Below are 22362 nucleotides of genomic sequence, written 5' to 3'. Positions count from 1 at the left end.
TGTAAAAGTCCACGTTGCTTTTCACAAATTATGCTTTTTTTCCTGCTTCAATTTCTAAAGATTCTTCATGCCACCAAAGTGTTTCTTCAGGATCCTCTTTAGCAATTTGATGTGCTTCTTTTTTCGATTCGACAGTAGGGTAAGAACCTTTTAGTGCACGTCCTGATGTTGTGACAAACAGTACACTAAACACAATTAATCCAATTACACTTACACCAGTTAAATAAAATGCTGGTGCCAGTGGGTTACCAGTAGCATGAACTAAGTATGAACATACAAGCGGCGTTGTACCACCGAATATAGATACAGAAATATTAAAGGAGATAGAAAGCGCACGATAACGTACATCGGTGAAAAAGAGTGCTGGTAATAACGAAGGCAATGTTCCTTCATATACACTAAGGAAGAAACCTAAAATGAAAATACCCGCAAACATGGCTACAATATGTCCGTTACCAATTAATAAAAATGCTGGAATTGAACATAATGCTAAACCAAGTAAGCCAATTTGTACTACGCGTTTATTACCTACTTTATCACTTAATTTACCGAAATAAAGTGCCAGTGGAATCATAAGTGCCATCGTAATTGAAATAATTAATAAGCCCGTTGTTTCTTTGACTTTTAGTACTTGTGTTAAATAAGAAGGAATATACGAAAGGATCATATAGTTTGTAATGTTAAAGAAGGCAACAATTACTGTGCTTAATAAGAAGTCTTTTTTGTGATATTTTAATATATCCATAAATGAAAATTGTTCGTTGTCTTCAGATTCCTCTTGTGCTTTTTCCATCTCTTGAAAGATTGGAGATTCATCTAAATGACGTCGTAAATATAAACCGACCAAACCAATTGGTGCAGCAATTAAGAAAGGAATACGCCATCCCCAGCTGAGCATTTGCTCATCTGTTAATAATAACGTTAAAATGGTAACAATTACCGAGGCAGCAATGTAACCTGAGAGTGTTCCAATTTCAAGACCACTACCGAGTATACCACGCTTTTTATCTGGAGAAGATTCTGCGATATAAACCATTGCACCTGAATATTCGCCGCCTGTAGAGAAGCCTTGAATCATTCGAGCAATTAAAAGTAGTATTGGTGCCCATACACCAATTTGTTCATAGGTTGGTAGTAATGCGATGAATAATGTAGAAAGTGCCATTAAAATAATAGTTGTACTTAAAACAATCTTTCGGCCATACTTATCTCCTATTCTACCAAAGAAAATACCTCCGATTGGTCGAACGAGAAAGGCCGCTGCAAATGTACCAAATGTAAGTACAAGTTGCAAACCACTATTATCCACACCTGAGAAGAATAATTGACTTAATATTACCGCTAAATACGCGTATAATCCAAAGTCAAACCACTCCATTGCATTCCCAATGCCAGTAGCAACAACTGCTTTCCTCGCTTGTTTAGGATTGACAATATTAACGTCTTGAGGTTCAAAATTTAAATCATTATTTTGTTGCATATAGTAAAACAGCTCCTTATTTAATTTAACTTCTTTAAGCACACCTTCTCTTACTAGAATAAATTCAATACGAAGCACTTAAGGAAAAGCAACGTCTCCTTATCTGTTATTATTGTTTCACATAATTAATTATTTGTCCAATGAGATGATCCCTAGGTTAAGTAATTTAGTATTTTAAAAAGCTGAAGAAGGCGCTATACGAGTACCTTTTTCAGCTTTTTATTTTAATATGTAAATTTATTTTTTTCACCCCTATTTTCTTCCTATTTGAATTAAAAATAAGGTGCTTTTTCATAAAGCTTTTTAAACACTTGCTATAGCTGATAAGCTATGAATACAGGAGATAAACTCATAAATAAATGCATCAATCTCTTCTTTTGTAATTATATATGGAGGAAGTAAACGGATGATGTTCCCTTGTGTAACGTCAACTAACATCCCTTTCTCCATTAGCTCTACCTGTAATTTCTTTACATTTGTATTCGTATCATTCAAACTAATTCCAAACATCATTCCAGCATGACGTACTTCCTGAATATAATAAGAATTTTCATTCTGAATTTCTCGCAATTTATCATTTAGATATAGTGACATTTCATAAGCTTCTTGCATTAAACCATCGTCAATCAATGTATTTAAAACCGTTAACCCTAAAGCTGTTCCCATTGAAGAATGAGCAAACGTTGTACCATGATCTCCTGGTGAAAATACATCACATAGCTTTTCACCTACAATAATTCCCCCTAGCGGTATCCCGCCTCCTGCTCCTTTACCAATTTGAATAATATCCGGTGTAATATTGAAATTTTGATAAGCAAATAGTTTACCAGTTCTCCCCATACCACTTTGAACTTCATCAACGATAAGAATGACATTATATTTATCACATAAGTTTTGAACACCATGTAAATATTCACCCGATAAAGGGTATATCCCCCCGCTACCTAATACAGGCTCTAGCATAATCGCAATTGGATTTTCTTTAACAATTGTTTCTTCTAATTGCTCTATATTCTCGCGCTCTACTTCATATACAGGAATCGATGTTTTAGGGAAATTTTGATATACACTTTCTTGTCTCGTAAAATGAAGTGCCCCTAACGTACGCCCGTGGAAGCTATTCTTCAGCACTACGATTCCTTCACGTTCCTCATGCGTATTCGCTCTATATTTATCAATTAATTTCAACGTTGTTTCTGTCGCTTCCGTACCAGAGTTTGTAAAAAAGACTTTTCCATTTTTTAAAGAGCAATCAACTAATTTCTTTGCATACTCAATCGCAACTGGGTTTAAAAAATGAAACGGAAGATGCAGAGATTTCGTAACTTGTTCCATTGTCGTTTGCACGATTTTCGGGTGATTATACCCTAATACGTTCACTCCGACACCAGAAAATAAATCTACATACTCTTTACCATCCACATCATAAAGCTTGCACCCTTCTCCTCTTTCTATTGCAACCTTCGTACGACAATACGTAGGCATCATATATTCTTTATCTAATTGAAACCAATCCGACATAATAAATTCCTCCTGGCTATTTTCCCGTTTTTCATGTTCATTATCTATAAATTCATTTACAAATTAATTTTTAAGATTGAAATTTTAATAGTGGTTTTCTTCCACCTTTTAAATAAAACGTGTTATTTCTCTTCCCGATATTCATTTTTCCATAATTTCTTCTATTTCAACAGGTCCACTGCATGTGCGTTTTTTTCATCTTGCGGTATGTTACCAATTTGAACTTTGTATGTAATACATAATCAAGGCTAAAGAATCATATTTAGTAACAATCGACGAAAAAAATTTGGAGGCTAAATCGATGAATGAAAAATATGATAAACAGAGGCAATCTTTATTAGGAGAAGACTTTAACCAAAATCGAGAACTTAATGAACCAGCTAAACTTCACTCTCAAACAGTTGGTTCACGTGGACCTGTTTTAAAGCAAGATAGTGTACTGCACGAGGCGTTACAAGAATTCATTCATGAAAAAATTTTAGAAAGACCTGTTCATGTAAAAGGATTTGGTGCATTTGGTTATTTCCAAACGATATATCCGATGTCTGAGCATACAAAACTAATATTTTTACAAAATTCTAATGAGAAAGTTCCTGTTATGGTTCGCTTTTCTTTAGCTGTCGGTATAAAAGGAACACCTGATACATCTAGAAATGTAAGTGGCTTTGCTACAAAATTTTATACAGAAGAAGGCATTTTTGACCTTATATGTAATCACATTCCCGTCTTTTCTATTCGTGATCCGATGCGTTTCCCAGAATTTATTAAAGCATTCTTACCTTCACCTAAAAATAATTTAATTGATCCTGATAGGTCTTGGGGCTTTGTAGCAAGAGCGCCTGAATCGATTCATTTTATTGTACGTTTATACTCTGATGCTGGTACGATAAAAAGTCTTCGCCACATTCCAGGACATAGTGTAAATACATATGTTTGGAGAAATGCTCAAGGTATTAGAAAGTACGTTAAATACCATTGGTACCCATTTGAAGGTGTACAATACATTAGTCGCGAAGAAGCAAATAGACTAGCCGCTGAAAATCCTGATTACGCTGGTAAAGATTTATACGATGCGATTGCGGGTGGCAAACCGGTGGAATATGGCCTATATGTTCAGCTTATGGACCCTAAGGATGAAGCAAATCTTTCTTATGATCCTTTAGACGATACAAAAGTATGGGATGAAAAAGAGTATCCCCTAATACCAGTAGGCAAAATGGTATTAAATAAAAATCCTGATAATTATATGGAACAAGTAGAAAAAGTCGCCTTCTCCCCTTCTAATTTACTAGACGGCACAGAATTATCTGATGATAAAATACTGCAAGGCCGTGCTAACATTTATAGTGATTCTCAAAGAAGAAGAATTGGGGCTGAATTTCGTAAATTACAGGTTAACCAGCAGCAAGATTGGACACCAGCTAACCAAATAACAAGCGGTGACGGAAGGTACATTGAAGGTAAACTCGAAAGGACTTCTATAACTAAACAAGATGACTTTAAGCAGGCTGGTGAATTTTATGCGAAGTTACAACCGATAGAAAAAGAACATCTTGCCGAAAACTTAGCTAGTGATTTGAAAGTTATATCTGAGGATATTAAAAAGGTAATTTTGGGGTATTTTCATAAAGTGTCAGCTGATTTGGTGAATAGGATTGAGAGTGCGATGCAAAGGCTTTAAAAATATAAAAAACGTCATTTTTAATGATGAAAATGACGTTTTTTTATGGCGAACTTACTAGTGATTTCTATCGACCAATTTACATTTATTTACGAAAACTTTCCCATTCAAGATTTTCGTTACATCATTTTATATTATGGTATTCATTTCTCTTTTTCAGATAATCTTTTTCACATTGTAATGGTCTGTATTCCACGATTTTCCCTTGCTTCTTTTTCGTTTCGGTAACAATCCATTCCCCTTTTTCAAGGTTTAGGCGTTTCATTACATTAGTATCGTCTATTTCTTTATAAAGTAAAAATGCTTCTTGCGCCTTCACAAATAATCTAGGCTCTCCCCTATATCCACCACTATCATAAACTTTAGTTAGCGAATTATAATAAGAATCATTTTCCCTTCCGCCATACATCAAATGCGCAGCCTCTAGGTCTCTTTTACTAATTTCCCAAAAACTATTTTCATCAATCTTTAAATCAAATGTAGATATAATGTCATTCATAATGTTTTTCACATACTTTTCATCACGAATTTTACTTTCTTCCAGACAATCTGAAGATAACCTTGGTGCATTTGACTGAGAATGTACCACATGCTGTATAGATACGCACAAAATAAATACACTTAAAACATACAATAGTTTTTTCATATTTAAGTATCACCTCAAATGATTTAGATACTATATTATTTGTTTTTGAGGTGATTCTATTCTTATGCTGTAAATAATAAATCCCCTATAAAATTGATTTTTATAGGGGGGTTATATTTAACATTTAATCGGCGTAGCAAGTACCTTACTACTTTTCACATCATATAATCCTATAGGTGTTACCCGTATAAAAGGCAAGTGCGTCGCAGAAAAGAATAAAATCGTAAATGCTGGATCATTATAGGTGTATCCTCGCTCTTGTAGTAATTCCACCATTTTTTTCTCTTTCTGTATTAATTCACTCATTTTCAAATTAGACATAATCCCGAGCAATGGTAATGCAATTTCGTGTAACACTTCATTTCTTTCCGCTATTACCATTCCCCCGCCAAGCTCTTTTACTCTATGAAAAGCTGTAAGCATATCTTCTTTCCTTTTTCCAATAAGAATGATGTCACCTGTACCGGAATAAGAGCTAGCAAGACCTCCTAATCCATTCGCAAAACCTTTCACAACTGTATTCACTCGCCAAGTGCCATCACGAGCAATCATCATAAGGAAACATTCATCATGCTCAATAGAAAGTTCTTCACCGTTTAAGTCGATTTCAGTTACATATGGTTTTGAAATAACATCATTTAATAATTTTATACCTGTTGTTTCAGAAAAAATCATATCTTCTTTCTTTAAAGACCAGTCTAATGATAATGGAGTTACTTTGAATTTACTCCAGTCTATATGTAATGATGCATTTTTGTTTATTCCGTCACGCTTCATCCATTTCCCCTTTGCAATTACACTTATTGGAATCGGATTTTCTTTACTTTCCAAAATATTAATATTTGCAATTCTTCCTGTCGCGATCGCGCCGTGTAAATGCTCCATATTATAATAACGAGCAATGTTATAGCTTGCCATATTATAGGCATCAATTACTGGTATTCCTTGCTTTATCGCGATTTCTATCATCCTATTCGTCATTCCGTTTTCATAAAATGACGGATGTGAACCATCTGTTGTGAACATGAATCTATCAAATTGCTTGACACCTAATTCCAGCAATTCTTTCAGTAAAATTTCTAAATCTGGACGGATAGAAGAGTTTCTAAGAGTAACGGTGTAACCTTGCATAAGGCGTGTTAATGCTTCCTGTCCTGTCATCGCTTCATGATCGCAATCAGCACCTAGTAACTTTAACTTCGCTAACGTTGATTCAGACGCACCGGGAAAATGACCTTCTACTTTTTTCTGTAACCGCTTTGTTTCCTGCACCCAATTTAACATTTCATCATCGCCATGTAATAGTTTCGGCCATGCTGTTAACTCGCCGCCCTGAAGAACATCTTCATGCTTCAGCCATTCCATTATTTCTTCACTATTAAATAAAGATTCCCCATTCTGTAGTTCAGTCTGTCCATCGAAACGACACCACCAATACATACTTGCTGGAATCTTTTTAAATTCATCTAATAAACGAAACGCTACTTCCCGTTGTAATGTGAAAAACAAAGTTAAATTATCATTAATGAAAGTTGTTGTACCAAATTGCATCGCATGATTTGCTAAAGTTTCAGGATTATATAATTGATATGGATGTGCATGCGGTTCTATGTAACTAGGAACTACATACTTTCCATCACAATCAATGACTTCACATTCGTGTAGTTGCTCTGGTAGTTTTTCTCCTACATATATAATGCGGTCATCATAGATCCAAATATTTGCTTGCACCCACTCGCGCATATAGGAATTTAAATATGTTGCATTCTTGAATAAAATGTGCGGGCTTCTTGTGCCATCTATTACTTCAACATGTTCTCGTAATTGTGTGTTACTCCATCTAAACTGATTTTGTCCCAATGTATTTCACTCCACATCAATTTACTTTTATTTATTAAAACAAAAATAATTAACTAACTAAAGTATTATCCATTCCTAACTCCCCTGTATATCCCCTATACTCTTTATTATATGGAATGATTACAAAAATAACAATTTTCAAAATTTATAATATATCTCTTTGATCCAAAATAAAAAAGATGTCATGCAACTGACATCTTTTTTATACTAGACTATAAGATTGAATTACACTTGTATCCGTATTTATGTTCTACATATACTTGATTGCTGCCATACCATGAATGCTAATACTGTCCTTATTTGCAAAATTAAAAAGCATCTCTTTTATATACAACTAAAGCCGGATTCCATTCGCTTTCTTTTCATCTATTTCTTAAATTCAACTTGCATCATTTTATTAAACTGTGTTAAAATATCAATCGCACCTAAAGAGTTAATACTGACAGCCAATGTATGTTTGCCTCCAATTACTCCGCCAACAAAAGTTGTAAATCCAGGAATCGACCCTCCATGACCCCAAATTGAAACACCGTTTGAAAGTTTCGTCTCATAGATCCCAAGACCATATCCATCACCAAGACCTTTTCCTTCTATAGGAACTGTAGTAAGCATTTCTTTTAGCTCGCGTTCTTTCAGTAACTTACCACCGAGTAAAGATGCAAAGAACGTATTTAAATCGTCCGCATTTGAAATCATATCTCCAGCTGCATTAGCTAAACTCGGATTATAATACGTCATGTCTTTCAATTCACTTGTTTCGTCTATTTTCATATACCCACGAGCATGATCCTTTCCTGGAATAACGGGTGAATTCCCTGGTAAAAACGTATTTGACAGATCCAAAGGTTCAATAATTCGTTTTTCAATTTCTTCTGCATAACTATTGCCACTTATTTTTTCAATAAGCATTCCCAATATTACGTATCCTGTGTTTGAATACGCCCATCCTTTACCTGGCGAAAAATCTGGGGGTAGAGAAAGTCCTATTTTCACTATTTCTTCTGCTGTATACGTTTTTCTCGAATTCATTATGTCAGCGTCTTTTGACTTTAAATATTCAGCTATACCACTCGTATGATTCAAAAGTTGACGTATCGTAATTTGATTGCCATCATACCCATTTTCTTGAATGAGACCCGGTAGCCACTTTTCAATTGGATCGTCAAGTTGCACGCGATTTTCTCCTACTAATTGAAGAACAGTCGTAGCGGTAAAAGTCTTCGTCACACTCCCAATCCGAAAACGATAATCCGATTTCATTGTTTTCTTTGTATTTAAATCCGCGACGCCAGCAGTATAACTACTAATCTTTCCATTGTTAGACGTCTTCGCTAATATTCCTGGGGTTCCAAGCTGTACTGTTTCCTGCATTACTTGTTTCCAACCATTCCGATTCTTTTGATCATGTGATTGTGACGGACTAGATAAATTTTGAACAGACTCTGCTTTCACAGTAAAACCTGGTGTGAATAGAGTAGTACCCGCTAATAAAACTGCCAAACTTGCTAACTTAATTGAATTACATTTTTTCATAAGACTCCCTCTCCTCTATTAATATAGGATTAATTCAAGTTATACTTTAATCCTATATGATAAAACTCTCTTTTTTCTTATCCATTCCTTACGAAATACTTACGTTCAAATTTTGATACGATAAACTGAGAAAGAGCTATGCATGAAAATAAAAAGGGCATATAAAATAAGGACAGCCACTTAACTGCCCTTATTTTCATTTCACCTCGTCTTTATTATTTTTAAGATGATTCATTAATTGTGTTCGTTTCAAAGGTACATATATGTTTGTTCCAGTAACATATCTTTTTCCCAATCGAATTATCTTATAAATTTAAGGAGTTCATATTAAGATTAACAATAAAAAAGAACGTGTTTTCAATTTATCAGAACACGTTCTCTTACATACTTAAAACCCTATATCAACTTTTTATTTCATTCACTTTTACCATCCTGCACTAGCGTTCATGCCATTTCCAATAATAGTAAGAAATAGTGGCCACAATACTGGTCCTAACGTAAGAAGTAAATTTAGAAGTATAAGTAATCTATATACCCCGGGGAAATTTTGATCTTTACGATTTACAAATACTAAAATAACTAATAATATTATGGTCGTTAAAAATAAAAGTAGAGTTAGCAACCAATACCAAACCATTAAACTGAGACTCCATGGTGTTAATAGCTCGTGTATTATACCAAATATGATTCCTAATACTCCAAAACTAAAGGTAGTAACTGTTGATTTTATAAGCACTATATTTAATGTTTTTTCGTATGTATTTTTACAATATAAATCTATTAAAGTGTATAAAGATAAATATGCCATTAATACACCTATCCAAGACAATAACCAGTCTCCGCCTCCTCTAAATAACATGAACAGCAACCAACACATCCCTACTGCAGAAAAAGCAAAGGAAATAAGTATGCTTTTCAATACCGGTTTCATTATATTTTCACACCCTTAAAAATAAATTATAAGTTTTTACTAAACTCATGTAATTTTTTATTAACATGCTACCCATTAATCGTTTAGCTCTAACGTATCCTTTTTTCATTCTATATTAATAAAACAAAGATATACTCATGAACAATTAAAGAAGCAATACTCTACAAAGAGTTCCATATAGCTTGTATATTCTTTTTCCATTGGTAGAGATATTAAAAAATTAAGTATACATTAACATGCAATTAAATATAAGTAAATAAAAAAGATGACCTCAGCATACGCCAAAGTCATCTTCTATAACCATATTATTTTACTAGTTCACCGCTATAAACCTTTATATCAAGCGGAGCAGTTAAAAACTGTGATGCTTTACTAACGAAAGATGTGAAGTGTTCACTCGTATTATGACTCGCAACTGCTGCTTCATCTTTCCATACTTCTACCATCGTATAAACACTTTCTTTTTCAGTATCTTTATATAAATCGTAAGATACATTTCCACTTTCTTCTCTTGAACCATGAAGTAGTGGCTGAATTTCTTCTAAAAATGATTGTTGTTTTGCTGGGTCTACTTGAAATATTGCGTGAATAATAATCATGGTGTTTCCCCTCTCATATCTCACTTATTTCTGTTTTTTTTATAAAATTACTTCCACTCAGCAACTTTTTCAATTGGAAGACGTACTGATGGATAACCACTGTCAGCAGCTTTTCCGATTGAAATTAACATAACTGGTACGTGACGCTCTTTGTCTAATCCGAAAGCTTCTGCGATTTGGTCTTTTTCAAATCCACCAATTGGGCAAGTATCATAGCCGTGAGCACGTGCTGCTAACATAAATTGCATCGCTACAAGACCACCGTCAATTAGTACAGTATCTTTCATTACTTCTGGTGTAACCATTGAGAAGTAACCTGAAAGTTTTTTCATTTGATCTTCTTTTACTTCAGCTGGCATAAGTCCGCGCTCTACTGCTGTACCGTAAATTTCTTCTGCGTTATCAAAGTTGTTTAAGTCACCAAATACAGCAATCATCGCTGAAGATGTTTCTACTTGAGATTGATTGAATTTTGCAAGTGGAGCCAGTGTTGCTTTTCCTTCGTCACTTTCAATAACAAGGAATCTCCATGGTTGCATGTTTACTGAAGATGGTGCAAGTGTTGCTTCTGTAAGAATTTCTGTCATTTCTTCTTTGCTAATTTTTACTGAAGGATCGTACTTACGAATTGAACGACGTCCTGTTAAAATTTCGTTAAAATCATTTGTTTTTACTGAGTTAGTCATAGTTGTATTCTCCCTTTTTTAAAGTTCTTTTATATTTTCTTGAATGCGGTCTAACATCGTTAAAAGATTGTCGCGTTCTTCTTCACTTAATCCTTTAAATGCTGAAGTAGCGAAACGCTCTTTTTCCTCTTGATACACTTGAATTTTATTTCGCCCCTCTTCTGTAAGAGAAACTAACGTAATTCTGTTATCATCTGGATTTTTACGTCTTGTAATCATTCCGTTTGCTTCCAGCTGTTTTAAATGCCTCGTAATCGCGGCATTATCAATATTCACTTCTTGCTGAAGTGCTTTTTGACTAATTTCATCTACTTCATATAACTGAAGTATAAGCTCTAGTCTAGATTGACTCATACCCGTACACCCTTCAAACTTCGAACTTACTTCTTTATTTAGAAAGTGTAATTTATATAAAATTATTGCTTCTTTTGAGCATGAACTTGTCAAATTACCCCTCCTTTACATGCAAAACAAAAATATTTGATGTATCAATAGTTGATATGTCAATTAATATAATCTATATCGATTTATAATGCAAGCATTTTGTTTTCACTATTTATTTTTTTGAAATTCGTCTATTAATATTTTTCCAAAATAAGACGTTTTATGACGTTACAAAAAATGTAAATTACATTATAATAGTAATAATTCAAATGACTGGAGAGTGATTGTAATGCGGCAATACACAAATAGAAATGAGGAAATGAACATGGAAAATGAAATGAGGATATTTATATATGACAACAATAAATATAGGGATTGTCGCGCACGTAGACGCTGGCAAGACGAGTTTGACTGAGCGTATTCTTTATGAAACGAATGTGATTAAAGAAGTTGGCCGAGTAGATAGTGGTAATACTCAAACTGACTCAATGGAATTAGAAAGACAACGCGGAATTACGATTAAAGCATCGGTCGTTTCTTTCTTTATTGACAGTTTAAAAGTAAATGTCATTGATACACCTGGACACGCTGATTTTATCGCTGAAGTGGAGCGATCATTCCGCGTTTTAGACGGTGCGATTTTAGTTATCTCTGCCGTTGAAGGTGTGCAAGCACAAACAAAGATTTTAATGCAGACATTACAGAAATTAAACATACCTACTATATTATTTGTTAATAAAATAGACCGTAGTGGCGCAAATACTGAAAAAGTTGTGAAACAAATAAAAGAGCTTCTTTCAAATGAAGCATCCCCCTTCTACTCTGTAGAAAACGAAGGTACAAAGGACGCTCGGATTATTGAATATAAATCTTATGACGATTGTATTGAACGATTAGCACCATTTAACGAATCATTGCTTGAGTCATATGTAAATAACGAAATAATACCGGATGCACTATTAAGAAAAGAACTCGAAAAGCAAATACAGCAAGCAAATGTGTTTCCTATCTTTTTTGGTTCAGCAATGACAGGTATAGGAGTAACTGAATTACTTAAAAATATTTCAGCCTTAATTCCAGCTACTAAATCGGCACAAGATGAAACATTATCCGGTGTTGTTTTTAAAATTGAACGTGAATCTTCTGGCGAAAAGATTGCTTACGTAAGACTATTTTCTGGTTGTTTACACGTTAGAAAATATGTTGATATACAGCGTGGAGAGTCTCTACCACATAAGGAAAAGATTAAAAAAATGTGCATGTTTCATAATGGAGATGCCGTTCAATCTTCTACTGTTCAAAGCGGAGAGTTTTGCAAAGTGTGGGGACTTACGAATATTAAAATTGGTGATATTATCGGTAAGCGGACGGATTATATAAAGGATATTCACTTTGCCGAACCACAAATGGAAGCTGCTATTGAAGCAGTGCCTAAAGAACGAATTCATGATTTATACGCTGCACTTATGGAGCTATGCGAAGAAGATCCTCTCATTAAGGTTTGGAAAGACAATGTTCATAATGAACTATACATTCGCCTTTTCGGTGAAGTGCAAAAAGAAGTTATTGAAACAACACTTTATGAAAAATACCGTCTACAAGTTACCTTTTCAAACACGCGAGTTGTATGTATTGAAAAACCAATTGACTTAGGGAATAGCGTTGAAGTAATGGGTGAAAAAGAAAATCCTTTTTACGCAACAATTGGGTTCAAAGTTGAACGTGGCGCGCTTAACTCTGGCATAACGTATAACTTAGGTGTTGAACTTGGATCACTGCCTTTAGCATTTCATAAAGCGATTGAAGATACAGTATTTCAAACGTTAAAACAAGGTTTATTTGGATGGGAAGTTACGGACATTATCGTCACATTAACACATACCGGCTATGCCAGTCCTGTTACAACAGCGAGTGACTTTAGAAATTTAACACCGCTCGTATTAATGGATGCTTTAAAACAAGCCAAAACATGTGTATTTGAACCAATAAATGAATTTGAATTAACTGTTCCAGAGCACGCAATTAGTACCGCAATGTATAAACTAGCTGCTATCCCAGCAACTTTTGCAGAGCCTACGTTGCATAATGATTCTTACCATTTAACAGGATCATTACCTGTTGCAAAAACAGAGGATTTTAAACGAATGCTCCATTCATTTACTGAAGGAGAAGGTATCTTTATAACAAAGCCAACTGGTTTCACAAAACTTACGGCTCCCTTTCCTACTCGAAAACGTGTTGACTTTAATCCGCTAAATCGGAGGGATTATTTTCTTCGTGTTTTGAAGGCTTATTAAATAAAAAAGAGGTGCCATTCGCACCTCTTTTTGCATGTATTGATAGGTTAGTTTTTCCTAACAACTTCTTTAAGTTTTTCTATTATTTTTGCTATCGCTTCGATCGAATTCTCGGTTTCAAATTCTCCAACATTTACAGAATGGTTAGCGTTTTTGACAACTTCAATCTGTAAATTCGTTTTATGTAACTGATTTATTTGATTTGCATTATATTGATGATCTTTATCTCCAATTACTAAAAGCCCTTCGTGATGACTATGTAAGATCGAATCAAAAATAGAATCAAAAGTTAGTAATGGTGTAAGCAATATCATTTTTGACCGTAGAAATTCTTCTCTCTTCATTAAATCATTCGCAATCGGGATTGTTCCGAGTGATTTTCCTAAAAACATCGAATTGCTATATTGCCCACTTTTTAGCACTTCAATAATGACAGGATTAATATCATCCATCATTACTTTCGTTATTTCTTCCATTGGCTTTTCCATTAATTGTCCATCGTAGGAATAATGAATATGTACTACATCTATTTTATTTTCAAGCATAAGCATCGTTGCATAATAAAATAACGGCTTGTCATAATTGTAGCCTGAACCTGAGAACATAAAACAAATTGTATTAGAACCTTTTTCGATATGTGTGTAACGAATGACTTTATCATCTATATGTATCTCTTTTTTAGTCCCCTTCACCGTTTTCCCCTCCAAGCACGCTTACTTTTGTAAAACGATATGTTCTGTATGAACTGATACATCCTTTACTTTATCTTTTATAAACGCTGGCTGTAAGTTATATGCATGTAACTCTTCTACCGGCACCCACTTAAATAAATATTTTCTACCTGCTTCTTCAAGAATATATTGATCCGCCCCATTTGCAGGTAATTCATGCAATTCTACTTCATAATAAAAACTAATCTCATGAAACTTTCGCTCAGAAAGTGTAAAGAAGTTTTCTACTGACCATATTAATCTCTTCACTTCAATAGGTACGCCTAGTTCTTCTGCAAGCTCTCGTTTTAACGCATCTTCACTATTTTCTAGCATTTTCACTCTTCCGCCTGGTACGTACCAAAAATCTTCACCGTCACCTTGCAGAATGAGTATTTTATTATCATGTTTACAAATTGCTCCGACTCGGTAATTAAAACATGTTTCCTCTACTTTAAACGTAAGATCCACAACAAACCCCTCCAATGTATCATTACAAAACTATTATGTATGTGCTGTACAAATAAGATTACTAAATTTTTCTATTTCATTCAATTATTTTTTAACTTTCCAAAAACAATACGCATCATTTGTCATCACAAGTATAAATACATATGTCACAATCACTGCACACACTAGAGAAGCATTATGGGGGACGAATGAAAACATTGCCAATATATAAAACTGAAAAATCAAATAATTTATAAGGAATCATTATAAAAGATAAAGTAAAACTTCAATAAATGGAGTTTTTATCTTTCCCCTATTGTATTTAAATATTGTTAAGACATTATTAAAAAAGACGCAAGGTCAACTTATGTGCTAATTAATTCTTTTTCTAGAAAAAGCATCTTTTATTGCACTTGTTAATACATTTAAGAATAATAAAATAGCCATAACTACCGTTAATACGTTAAATTGCTTTGTTTTATAAGGAGCGAACCATTCCGTAAAGAACTCTGAATTAACGAGACGCTCCCCAACTCCTCCTTCCTTGAAGTTCGGTATCCACGAATTCATATCAAGGATGATAAAAATTAGTTGCATAACGAAAAATGCTCCAAGAGTTTTCAGCCAATTTCGTATTCGAATAGGACGCCCTTTTTTTGATGTCATTTAAATGATCCTCCTTTTAGAACTTGCTATTAAAGAGCCTTGTTCTGATAGATACGAATAGATAATATCCATGAAACCCCATAGCACCCCACTGCTATGACAGCAAATATAAGAAATAATTTCAAATCTGAAATCTCTTTTAAAAAGGTCAGTACGCCATTAGCATATTTATTTAATAAATATGGAGTATTTCGCATTAAATATATAACTCCAATAGATAAAAGTATAAAAACTGGTACAAGTGTTTTCACTTTAAATGCAACAAAAAATGGGATGTAAAATGCAGTAATCAGCATGACTGCCAAGAAGCCTAGGATGTAACTTTCTAAGGAAAGTTGAAATTCCATGCTGTCTAAAATGAAATATTTTCCAACTAAACAAAATGGGATGATTACTATTGTAAAAAATAAGGTTCCAACGTATTTTGAACTTATAATTTCCTTCCTAGTATACGGTAATGAGTTTACTAAAATATTAGCATTATCTTTATCATCAGATTGATATGTGTTAATTACAAAAACGGCACTACAAATGATTATGACATATGCTACATCCATGCCGGCCCACAAATAGGTAACTAGAAATAAGAGATAAGCAGGTAAAAAAGTTTTTTGTAAAATCAAATCCTTTTTAATTAAATTAAGCATCTTGACTCCCCCTTTTTCATGAAATACATAATATCCTCTAAACTTGGTTTTTCAATCACCACTTCTTTATTAAATAAAGTTTCGATAGAATTTACATTTTCAATCAATCCCTCGAAACCTGTATTTGCCTTACATACAGATATAAATTCACGCTCGGTATCAAAATCTAACATATCTAGTGGTCCTTTGACCAAAATATAATCTTCTGCAATGGCATAAATATCTTTTGTAAAAATATGCTTCCCATTTTGAATAAATGTAATATAATCGGCAATGCGGTCTAAATCCGTTGTAATATGAGATGAGAAAAAGATAGTTTTCTCACCATCCTGCATAATATTTTGTAAAACATCCAATAATTCTCTTCTAAATACCGGATCGAGTCCGGAAGTAGGCTCATCCATAATAATTAGTTCAGCATGATGTGAAAGGGCAATTGCAAGAGAGGCTTTCATTTTCATTCCTTTGGAGAATGTTTTCATTTTTTTATTTAATGGTAATTCGAACAGATCTTTATAATATGTAAATTGGTTAAAATCCCATTTTTTATAAGCAGGCGCAATAATTTTAGTAATTTCCTTTAATGTGAGTTCATTATAAAACACATTATCGTCATAAACGAAACCAATTCTTTCTTTAATTCGCTTCGCATCAGTCGAATAGTTCATGCCAAATAAGGAGACATTTCCACTATCCGGGTTCATTAGATTCATAATCATTTTAATCGTTGTAGATTTACCTGATCCATTCCCCCCAATAAAACCCGTAACAAATCCTTTTTTTACTTCCATCGAAAAATTTTTAATTTGAAATCCTTTAAAAGATTTACTGACATTTTGAAGTTCTATTACGTTTTCCAAGAGTTTTCCTCCTCGTATAAAATTGTAAGCATTTCTTTTAGATCATTTAAAGAAACATCCATTTGTTTAGCATTTTGAATCGCTTCACACAACTTTTCTTCAACTGTCTTTAATTTTTTTTCTTTCATAGTTTCAATGTTTTGTTCTGCTACAAAGGACCCCCTTCCGACAATTGAATAAATAAAACCGTCTTTTTCCAGTTCTTCATATGCTCTTTTCGTTGTAATAATACTTACTCTTAAATCTTTTGCTAACTGACGCATTGAAGGAAGAGCATCTCCTTGCTTTAAATCACCTAGTAAAATAAGTTTTTTTATTTGGACACCAATTTGTTCATAAATAGGTTCCTTTGAAGTGTTCGTAATAACGATTTGCATGCAAGTACCTCTTTTTAAAAATATTGTATATATACTTTATATACAATATATACTATCGTACATTGTAAATCAACAGAAAATTTCCAAAATATAGTCACAAACACAATCTAATAATAAATGTAATTCATACAACTTATTTATACGGGTCTTCCTCGTATTTGCTCGATTTTGAGGTGGAGGTCTTACTGCTATCTAATGCGGTATAAAGACTACGTTGTGTTTTACGGAGAAATTGGCACAGCTGATAGTGTGAAAGCAAAAGAGTTTGAAACAGAAGAACAATCTGAGGAAGTTGATATCAAGTTAGACTGGTATGAAGGTGACGAGGAAGGATTGAAAAAGATGTTTCCTATGCTATGGGAAATGTATGGAGAAAGACCGATTGAGTGGTAGATTTATATACGAAAAACGCCTTGTTTCTTTATTAACAAGGCGTTTTTTCTTGATACTATGTTTAAATTGTTATCTTTCCACTCTCCCACCACACCATAAAAATCTTTAAAGAAGGCGCAACCCACGTTCTGCTATCATTTTCATGGTTCCATACATATATATCATCTCTTTGCACTATTCCATTCAAAATGGAATAGCCAAACAAATCACCATTTCCGCCATCAGCAAAAAATAATAAACAGTCAAAAGGCATATATAAATCTTTAAAATCAATTATATTTCTCATATTCATATTTTCAATTTTAATTTTTGAGGCATCCCAAATAAATTGTCCATATTCACCTTCTATACCATTTGTTTCCTGTAATAATTGATATAAATCATTCGGTAACTCCAACTGCAAATTTTTTTGAACTTCAGCGAGTTCATCCTTCGTAGCGGGATTTTTCAAACTTAAGTTTGCTGAAATACTGCGAATGGTATTTTTCCACATAACCTTTTTCCTCCTTGCGGTCCCTCATGTTCAATCCAGTATATACAATGTGGCTCCTCTAAATTTATTGATACCACTTTTCTAACAAATCCTTCTCCCTCTCGCCTGAAATACCTGCTTTTAATTCCCATTCGTCCATACTCTTCATCCACGCATACACGTCTGTAACAGTATCTTCTAACCTTCTAAAAGTAAGACCCTCTTTAACTGCGCTCTCTATATTAATAGAGAATCCACCTTTCCACGGATCTGTTTCACCTTCTAATGAAAAAGTTTCTGGAAGCCACAATGGCATTTCCGTCCATGGCTGTACTTTATTCTCATGCATAAACGATTCATCAACCCAAACGAATGCAGCGTCGCTATTCGTAACCTTTTTACTCATATTTAATAGCTCTTCCATCGTCAGCTCATCTTTCGGACCCGTTACATTAAATGTACCTACTTTATTGTTTTCTGCCATGTTTAGTCCAAAGCTTGCGACGTCTTTTATATCAACGAACTGCACTGGACGGTCTTTCCTTCCTGGAACTAACACTTTTCCTCCCTTTGCTACGCGCTGAATCCAGTATGGAAGCCGATCTGTATAATCAAACATTCCTGAAAGAAGTCCTGCTCTTACATGTAAAACACGCCCCGGCCAATACTTCTCTGCTTCTTTTTCACATAATACTTTAAGCGCACCGTAATACTCATAAGGAGATATTTCACCATTCTCTACAGCTTTTACCTTATCACTTGGTGGTTCAGGTAGTAATTTATAATCTTCTTTTATGTGATGCGGGATCCAATCTTTATATACGGAAAGGCTTGAGATGAATGTATAGTGCTTTATATTATCTTTAAGTACTTCTCCTACATTCCTAATGTGATGAGGAGAAAATCCACATGTATCTATGACCATATCCCATTTTCGATTTTCTAAACTTGAAACATCATCAGTTCTATCACCAATTAACTGCTCCACTTCAGGAAAAATTTCTTTATTTGTTCCACGATTGAATAATGTAACTTCATGCCCTCTATTCAAAGCCTCTTCTACGAAAGCCCTTCCTAAAAAACGTGTACCGCCCAGTATTAGAATCTTCATTCTTTTTCCCCCATTCAATCAAGCGCATGATTAAAAACCTTTTCTTTTGTTTAACGATTTTCCCTTGTAAAAAGTTACGGGTATTTTTCATTTTTTTCTATAGTTAATATAACGTCATCCAAATTTGCAACTTGTGACATAACTTTTTATCGAATTCGACAGTAATGAAGACGATAAAGAGGGGTTGAAAAATATTTCAACTAAGTCATAGTGATAAGTACACATCTACGAAAATACTTATTTATACGAGCAATGCTCCTGTCAATTTGGCAGGAGCATTGTTTTTTCAACCTCTATTTACTTTTATATACTTGAATTGAAATGATCGAAATTAAACTGAGCAACCCCATAAATAAACAAGTCGCGCCTAGAATTGTATAAGAATTTCCGTATCCTTGTAATAAAGCTAAATACGTACTTGTATCCATATGACCGCCCTGATCTGCAACAGATTCACTTGTTGCCTTACTCCCCATTTCTGGTGCATTTATTAGTACATACACACCGATAATAGCTACTAAAGCTGAAATGATTTCTACAACATTAGACTTTGTCATCATACCCTCACCTTTCAAACAACGTCTTTTATCCATCTAGTGAAATCTCTTACTTATATATAATAGCAAAAAATATGGTATAAAATTCCAATTCATACCATATTTTAAACTAAATTTAATTATTTGACTGTACACTAGAAAGAATATATTTTGAAATTAGCTCCCCCCATATATCCTTCGCTTCCGGTATAATCTCAGATGCAATCGCCACCACCAATTCCTTCTCCGGAATACAACAAATCATATTCCCACCATCACCCATGGCACAGTATGAAAAGACCCCATCTTCTTCTCGTAACCACCATAAGTAACCGTATTGATTTGAATTCATCGCTATTGATTCTTGTACCCACGATTTTGAAAGAATTTCCTTTCCATTATGAATACCTTCATTCAAATACATCTGTCCAAACTTAGTCATATCTTTAACTGTTAACGTTAGTCCCCAGCCGCCCGTCGAAATACCATTTGGATCGTGAACCCATCCTTTCACATCTTTTCCGAATAAGTCATCGAATTCAAAAGATTTCATATTGTAGTTTGGAATTTCTCTCATGCCAAGCGGCTGAAATAAGTATTCATTCGCAAATTCACGCGCACTTTTTCCTGTTGCGCTCGTAATAATTGCTGATAATAAATGAGCTCCTGCAGATGAATATTTAAAAAATCCAATTTCTCCGCCTTTCCCTACCCTATTTAACGTATACTGCACCCAATCCTTTTGTGTGCATAATTCTTCTAACGGTTCCTGCCAATCTACGAAAGGATGTGGCGCTGTCATTGTAAGAAGGTGTCGTACTGTTATTTCAGATGAATTACAATTATATTCTGGGAAAAATTCTATTACTTTTTGATCAACGCTCTTTATATACCCTTTATCTACACATATCCCAATTAACGCGGAGATTATCGTCTTTGTGACAGATGCTACATGACGTGCATCATCTGGACCGTAACCATTATAATAATTTTCAAAAGTAACATTACCTTTTTGTACAACGAATACACCATTTATATTTTTATAGTTTTCTTTTATAGTCCAATCTAACTGTTCAGCAGTTTTCATCGTTCTTCCCCCTTAATCTATGATTAAAAAGGTTCGATAGGTACATATATATCAACTATATGTTTATGTTCGGGATGCTGCCTTGGATCATTTCTATATACTTCGAAAGGATACGAATCTTTCGGTTTATATCCGCTATTTGGCAACCAGTCACCGTACAAGAAATTCCATACTCCTTTATATTCATCTTGGAATATTTCAAAATGACCTACCGCATACTTGCCTGAAGGTATTACCATTATTCCAATGTCGCTCGTTTCTACTGCGGACTCATCTGGAATTGTTATACATAGACTTGTTCTTAAATGATAGTCCTCAGTAAATTCATGATGATCGTGGTAAATGGTTAATACTTTCGTATCCTCAAATACATGATAGTTTTGCTCCGATGCGTAATGAAATAGTTTTTCTATCATTTTCGGAAAATCTATAGCTAAATCTTTATATGTACCTACATGTCTTATGTATGCGACGTTTACTTTGTCCGCTGTTACAATTTCGACCTCTCCTCGAACCTTCTTACACTCATTGTATTGAGAAGTTTCACTTACGTCTTTGCAATTCTTGCTATTGTGATTTCTATAGTGAGACGGACTTACTCCGTAATAACTTTTAAATGTCCGGGAGAAAACTGCTGAATCTGTGAACCCGAAGTAATACGCAATGTCTGTAATCGTCATATCTGTACGATAAGTAAGAAGGTGTGTTGCCCTCTCTAATTTCAAACGATTCACATACCGAGATAACGGCTCATCCATCATCCCTTTAAAAATTCTATGAAAATGAAATTTTGAGAAGCCTGCCACATTAGCTAAATCTTCAATTGAAAGTGAATCATTTATATGTGATTCTATATAGTCTTGCACTTTATAAACACGTCGTAAATACTCGTTTCTACTTTGAGAACTCTCCACATTTATCCCTCCTCACAACAAAAAGACTAACTTTACGTCAGCCTACTTTACACATTTTTTAAAAATAAAACTCTACTCCCGCCGTTCCCATCATAATTTGTATGTACGGATACACCATCTATCTCATCATCCCCAGCTTCAATTTGAAATCCGATTTCTTGATGAAATTCAATTGACTTTTTATTAACTGGTGACGTTATCGCTTTTACAACTTTACGGTTATTTGCACGAGCGCTATCGAAGAAATAAGAATATAACGTCGATGCGATTCCTTTTCGTCTAAACTTCGGATTTACACCGATAAAATGAACGTACGCTTCATCTTTATGCGTTTGTGAAAAGAAACCACATAGAAAACCTAACGTTTCGCCATCTTCTTCAATGATAAAACTCGTTTCTTGAAAATGGACGAAAAACAATTTTGGCAACATACTAGCCATGTCTCTTCCGCCCCACCAATCATTTAATACAGAATGAATCTTTACATAATCTTCCCTTTGAATATTTCTTACTCGCATGTA

At 34.1% G+C, this 22362-nt stretch carries 24 protein-coding genes; 3 read left to right on the top strand and 21 right to left on the bottom strand.

All coding sequences use genetic code 11. From position 1 onward, the window contains the following. Positions 1-28: 28 nt before the first annotated feature. Both BG05_RS16720 and BG05_RS16715 read right to left on the bottom strand, forming a co-directional pair. Positions 29-1480: an MFS transporter gene (locus BG05_RS16720; RefSeq protein WP_002185536.1), complete on the bottom strand. Its 1452-nt coding sequence runs from the start codon at positions 1478-1480 to the stop codon at positions 29-31. Between the two features lie 303 nt (positions 1481-1783). After that, complete coding sequence (locus BG05_RS16715; protein ID WP_002127942.1) at positions 1784-3001, bottom strand: aspartate aminotransferase family protein; 1218 nt, start codon at positions 2999-3001, stop codon at positions 1784-1786. A 301-nt stretch (positions 3002-3302) separates the two neighbouring features. Here BG05_RS16715 and BG05_RS16710 point away from each other — a divergent pair, with 301 nt between their 5' ends. Continuing rightward, a complete protein-coding gene (locus BG05_RS16710) occupies positions 3303-4682 on the top strand; it encodes a catalase (protein ID WP_003190186.1) in 1380 nt (459 codons plus the stop codon). Positions 4683-4806: 124 nt separating this feature from the next. Here BG05_RS16710 and BG05_RS16705 read toward each other — a convergent pair whose 3' ends face one another. From BG05_RS16705 to BG05_RS16675, 7 genes are all read right to left on the bottom strand, one after another. Then, positions 4807-5328 carry a hypothetical protein gene (locus tag BG05_RS16705; RefSeq protein ID WP_002137023.1) on the bottom strand — a complete coding sequence of 174 codons (522 nt, stop codon included), beginning with the start codon at positions 5326-5328 and terminating at the stop codon, positions 4807-4809. A 117-nt stretch (positions 5329-5445) separates the two neighbouring features. Continuing rightward, the gene (locus tag BG05_RS16700; protein ID WP_033734119.1) at positions 5446-7188 is read right to left on the bottom strand and encodes an adenine deaminase C-terminal domain-containing protein; all 1743 of its coding nucleotides are present in this window, start codon (positions 7186-7188) and stop codon (positions 5446-5448) included. A 366-nt stretch (positions 7189-7554) separates the two neighbouring features. Beyond that, positions 7555-8721: a serine hydrolase domain-containing protein gene (locus BG05_RS16695; RefSeq protein ID WP_033734117.1), complete on the bottom strand. Its 1167-nt coding sequence runs from the start codon at positions 8719-8721 to the stop codon at positions 7555-7557. A 424-nt stretch (positions 8722-9145) separates the two neighbouring features. Then, positions 9146-9652, bottom strand: coding sequence for a DUF3902 family protein (locus BG05_RS16690; RefSeq protein ID WP_002127948.1), 507 nt, complete (start codon positions 9650-9652; stop codon positions 9146-9148). Between the two features lie 305 nt (positions 9653-9957). Beyond that, on the bottom strand, positions 9958-10251 hold the full coding sequence (locus tag BG05_RS16685) for a putative quinol monooxygenase (RefSeq protein ID WP_000583822.1): 294 nt from the start codon (positions 10249-10251) through the stop codon (positions 9958-9960). A 47-nt stretch (positions 10252-10298) separates the two neighbouring features. Next, positions 10299-10937: a nitroreductase family protein gene (locus BG05_RS16680; RefSeq protein WP_003190177.1), complete on the bottom strand. Its 639-nt coding sequence runs from the start codon at positions 10935-10937 to the stop codon at positions 10299-10301. An 18-nt stretch (positions 10938-10955) separates the two neighbouring features. Next, positions 10956-11384: a MarR family winged helix-turn-helix transcriptional regulator gene (locus tag BG05_RS16675; RefSeq protein WP_000204168.1), complete on the bottom strand. Its 429-nt coding sequence runs from the start codon at positions 11382-11384 to the stop codon at positions 10956-10958. A 290-nt stretch (positions 11385-11674) separates the two neighbouring features. Here BG05_RS16675 and BG05_RS16670 point away from each other — a divergent pair, with 290 nt between their 5' ends. Then, positions 11675-13618 (top strand): elongation factor G, encoded by a 1944-nt coding sequence (locus BG05_RS16670; RefSeq protein WP_003190174.1) that lies wholly within the window; start codon positions 11675-11677, stop codon positions 13616-13618. A gap of 47 nt (positions 13619-13665) precedes the next feature. Here the strand turns inward: BG05_RS16670 and BG05_RS16665 are convergent, their stop codons facing one another. The 6 genes from BG05_RS16665 to BG05_RS16640 form a co-directional block, all read right to left on the bottom strand. After that, the gene (locus BG05_RS16665) at positions 13666-14310 is read right to left on the bottom strand and encodes a hypothetical protein (RefSeq protein WP_016127191.1); all 645 of its coding nucleotides are present in this window, start codon (positions 14308-14310) and stop codon (positions 13666-13668) included. 21 nt (positions 14311-14331) lie between these two features. Continuing rightward, positions 14332-14799, bottom strand: coding sequence for an NUDIX hydrolase (locus BG05_RS16660; RefSeq protein WP_016127192.1), 468 nt, complete (start codon positions 14797-14799; stop codon positions 14332-14334). A 351-nt stretch (positions 14800-15150) separates the two neighbouring features. Continuing rightward, entirely contained in the window at positions 15151-15444 is a 294-nt protein-coding gene (locus BG05_RS16655; RefSeq protein WP_000202089.1) for a YfzA family protein, read from the bottom strand. Positions 15445-15473: 29 nt separating this feature from the next. Beyond that, complete coding sequence (locus tag BG05_RS16650; RefSeq protein ID WP_002127955.1) at positions 15474-16091, bottom strand: ABC-2 transporter permease; 618 nt, start codon at positions 16089-16091, stop codon at positions 15474-15476. Continuing rightward, positions 16079-16951, bottom strand: a complete 873-nt coding sequence (locus BG05_RS16645; RefSeq protein WP_041867999.1) for an ABC transporter ATP-binding protein — start codon at positions 16949-16951, stop codon at positions 16079-16081. The genes BG05_RS16650 and BG05_RS16645 overlap by 13 nt, the downstream gene beginning before the upstream one ends. Next, complete coding sequence (locus BG05_RS16640) at positions 16939-17328, bottom strand: GntR family transcriptional regulator (RefSeq protein WP_001167593.1); 390 nt, start codon at positions 17326-17328, stop codon at positions 16939-16941. Before BG05_RS16640 ends, BG05_RS16645 begins: the two co-directional genes overlap by 13 nt. A gap of 195 nt (positions 17329-17523) precedes the next feature. Here BG05_RS16640 and BG05_RS16635 point away from each other — a divergent pair, with 195 nt between their 5' ends. Further along, positions 17524-17721, top strand: a complete 198-nt coding sequence (locus tag BG05_RS16635; protein ID WP_003190161.1) for a hypothetical protein — start codon at positions 17524-17526, stop codon at positions 17719-17721. Between the two features lie 61 nt (positions 17722-17782). Here the strand turns inward: BG05_RS16635 and BG05_RS16630 are convergent, their stop codons facing one another. From BG05_RS16630 to BG05_RS16605, 6 genes are all read right to left on the bottom strand, one after another. Further along, complete coding sequence (locus tag BG05_RS16630) at positions 17783-18214, bottom strand: SMI1/KNR4 family protein (RefSeq protein ID WP_003190159.1); 432 nt, start codon at positions 18212-18214, stop codon at positions 17783-17785. A gap of 64 nt (positions 18215-18278) precedes the next feature. Beyond that, on the bottom strand, positions 18279-19304 hold the full coding sequence (locus tag BG05_RS16625; RefSeq protein ID WP_002127960.1) for an SDR family oxidoreductase: 1026 nt from the start codon (positions 19302-19304) through the stop codon (positions 18279-18281). Positions 19305-19597: 293 nt separating this feature from the next. Further along, the gene (locus BG05_RS16620; RefSeq protein WP_033734116.1) at positions 19598-19897 is read right to left on the bottom strand and encodes a hypothetical protein; all 300 of its coding nucleotides are present in this window, start codon (positions 19895-19897) and stop codon (positions 19598-19600) included. A 79-nt stretch (positions 19898-19976) separates the two neighbouring features. Further along, positions 19977-20927 (bottom strand): serine hydrolase domain-containing protein, encoded by a 951-nt coding sequence (locus BG05_RS16615; protein WP_003190155.1) that lies wholly within the window; start codon positions 20925-20927, stop codon positions 19977-19979. Between the two features lie 23 nt (positions 20928-20950). Next, entirely contained in the window at positions 20951-21841 is an 891-nt protein-coding gene (locus tag BG05_RS16610) for an AraC family transcriptional regulator (RefSeq protein ID WP_003190152.1), read from the bottom strand. A gap of 47 nt (positions 21842-21888) precedes the next feature. Then, on the bottom strand, positions 21889-22359 hold the full coding sequence (locus tag BG05_RS16605; protein WP_002120359.1) for a GNAT family N-acetyltransferase: 471 nt from the start codon (positions 22357-22359) through the stop codon (positions 21889-21891). Positions 22360-22362 lie beyond the last annotated feature (3 nt).

The sequence above is a fragment of the Bacillus mycoides genome (assembly GCF_000832605.1).
GTDB classification, from domain to species: Bacteria; Bacillota; Bacilli; order Bacillales; family Bacillaceae_G; genus Bacillus_A; species Bacillus_A mycoides.
The sequence above is the reverse complement of the archived record's forward strand: the minus strand, read 5'-3'. Positions and strand labels throughout refer to the sequence as shown.

Bases quoted from the DNA above. Each gene is read 5' to 3' on its own strand.
- BG05_RS16720 (WP_002185536.1), bottom strand. From the start codon at position 1,480: ATGCAACAAAATAATGATTTAAATTTTGAACCTCAAGACGTTAATATT.
- BG05_RS16715 (WP_002127942.1), bottom strand. From the start codon at position 3,001: ATGTCGGATTGGTTTCAATTAGATAAAGAATATATGATGCCTACGTAT.
- BG05_RS16710 (WP_003190186.1), top strand. From the start codon at position 3,303: ATGAATGAAAAATATGATAAACAGAGGCAATCTTTATTAGGAGAAGAC.
- BG05_RS16705 (WP_002137023.1), bottom strand. From the start codon at position 5,328: ATGAAAAAACTATTGTATGTTTTAAGTGTATTTATTTTGTGCGTATCT.
- BG05_RS16695 (WP_033734117.1), bottom strand. From the start codon at position 8,721: ATGAAAAAATGTAATTCAATTAAGTTAGCAAGTTTGGCAGTTTTATTA.
- BG05_RS16690 (WP_002127948.1), bottom strand. From the start codon at position 9,652: ATGAAACCGGTATTGAAAAGCATACTTATTTCCTTTGCTTTTTCTGCA.
- BG05_RS16685 (WP_000583822.1), bottom strand. From the start codon at position 10,251: ATGATTATTATTCACGCAATATTTCAAGTAGACCCAGCAAAACAACAA.
- BG05_RS16680 (WP_003190177.1), bottom strand. From the start codon at position 10,937: ATGACTAACTCAGTAAAAACAAATGATTTTAACGAAATTTTAACAGGA.
- BG05_RS16670 (WP_003190174.1), top strand. From the start codon at position 11,675: ATGACAACAATAAATATAGGGATTGTCGCGCACGTAGACGCTGGCAAG.
- BG05_RS16655 (WP_000202089.1), bottom strand. From the start codon at position 15,444: ATGACATCAAAAAAAGGGCGTCCTATTCGAATACGAAATTGGCTGAAA.
- BG05_RS16650 (WP_002127955.1), bottom strand. From the start codon at position 16,091: ATGCTTAATTTAATTAAAAAGGATTTGATTTTACAAAAAACTTTTTTA.
- BG05_RS16640 (WP_001167593.1), bottom strand. From the start codon at position 17,328: ATGCAAATCGTTATTACGAACACTTCAAAGGAACCTATTTATGAACAA.
- BG05_RS16635 (WP_003190161.1), top strand. From the start codon at position 17,524: ATGCGGTATAAAGACTACGTTGTGTTTTACGGAGAAATTGGCACAGCT.
- BG05_RS16630 (WP_003190159.1), bottom strand. From the start codon at position 18,214: ATGTGGAAAAATACCATTCGCAGTATTTCAGCAAACTTAAGTTTGAAA.
- BG05_RS16625 (WP_002127960.1), bottom strand. From the start codon at position 19,304: ATGAAGATTCTAATACTGGGCGGTACACGTTTTTTAGGAAGGGCTTTC.
- BG05_RS16620 (WP_033734116.1), bottom strand. From the start codon at position 19,897: ATGGATAAAAGACGTTGTTTGAAAGGTGAGGGTATGATGACAAAGTCT.
- BG05_RS16615 (WP_003190155.1), bottom strand. From the start codon at position 20,927: ATGAAAACTGCTGAACAGTTAGATTGGACTATAAAAGAAAACTATAAA.
- BG05_RS16605 (WP_002120359.1), bottom strand. From the start codon at position 22,359: ATGCGAGTAAGAAATATTCAAAGGGAAGATTATGTAAAGATTCATTCT.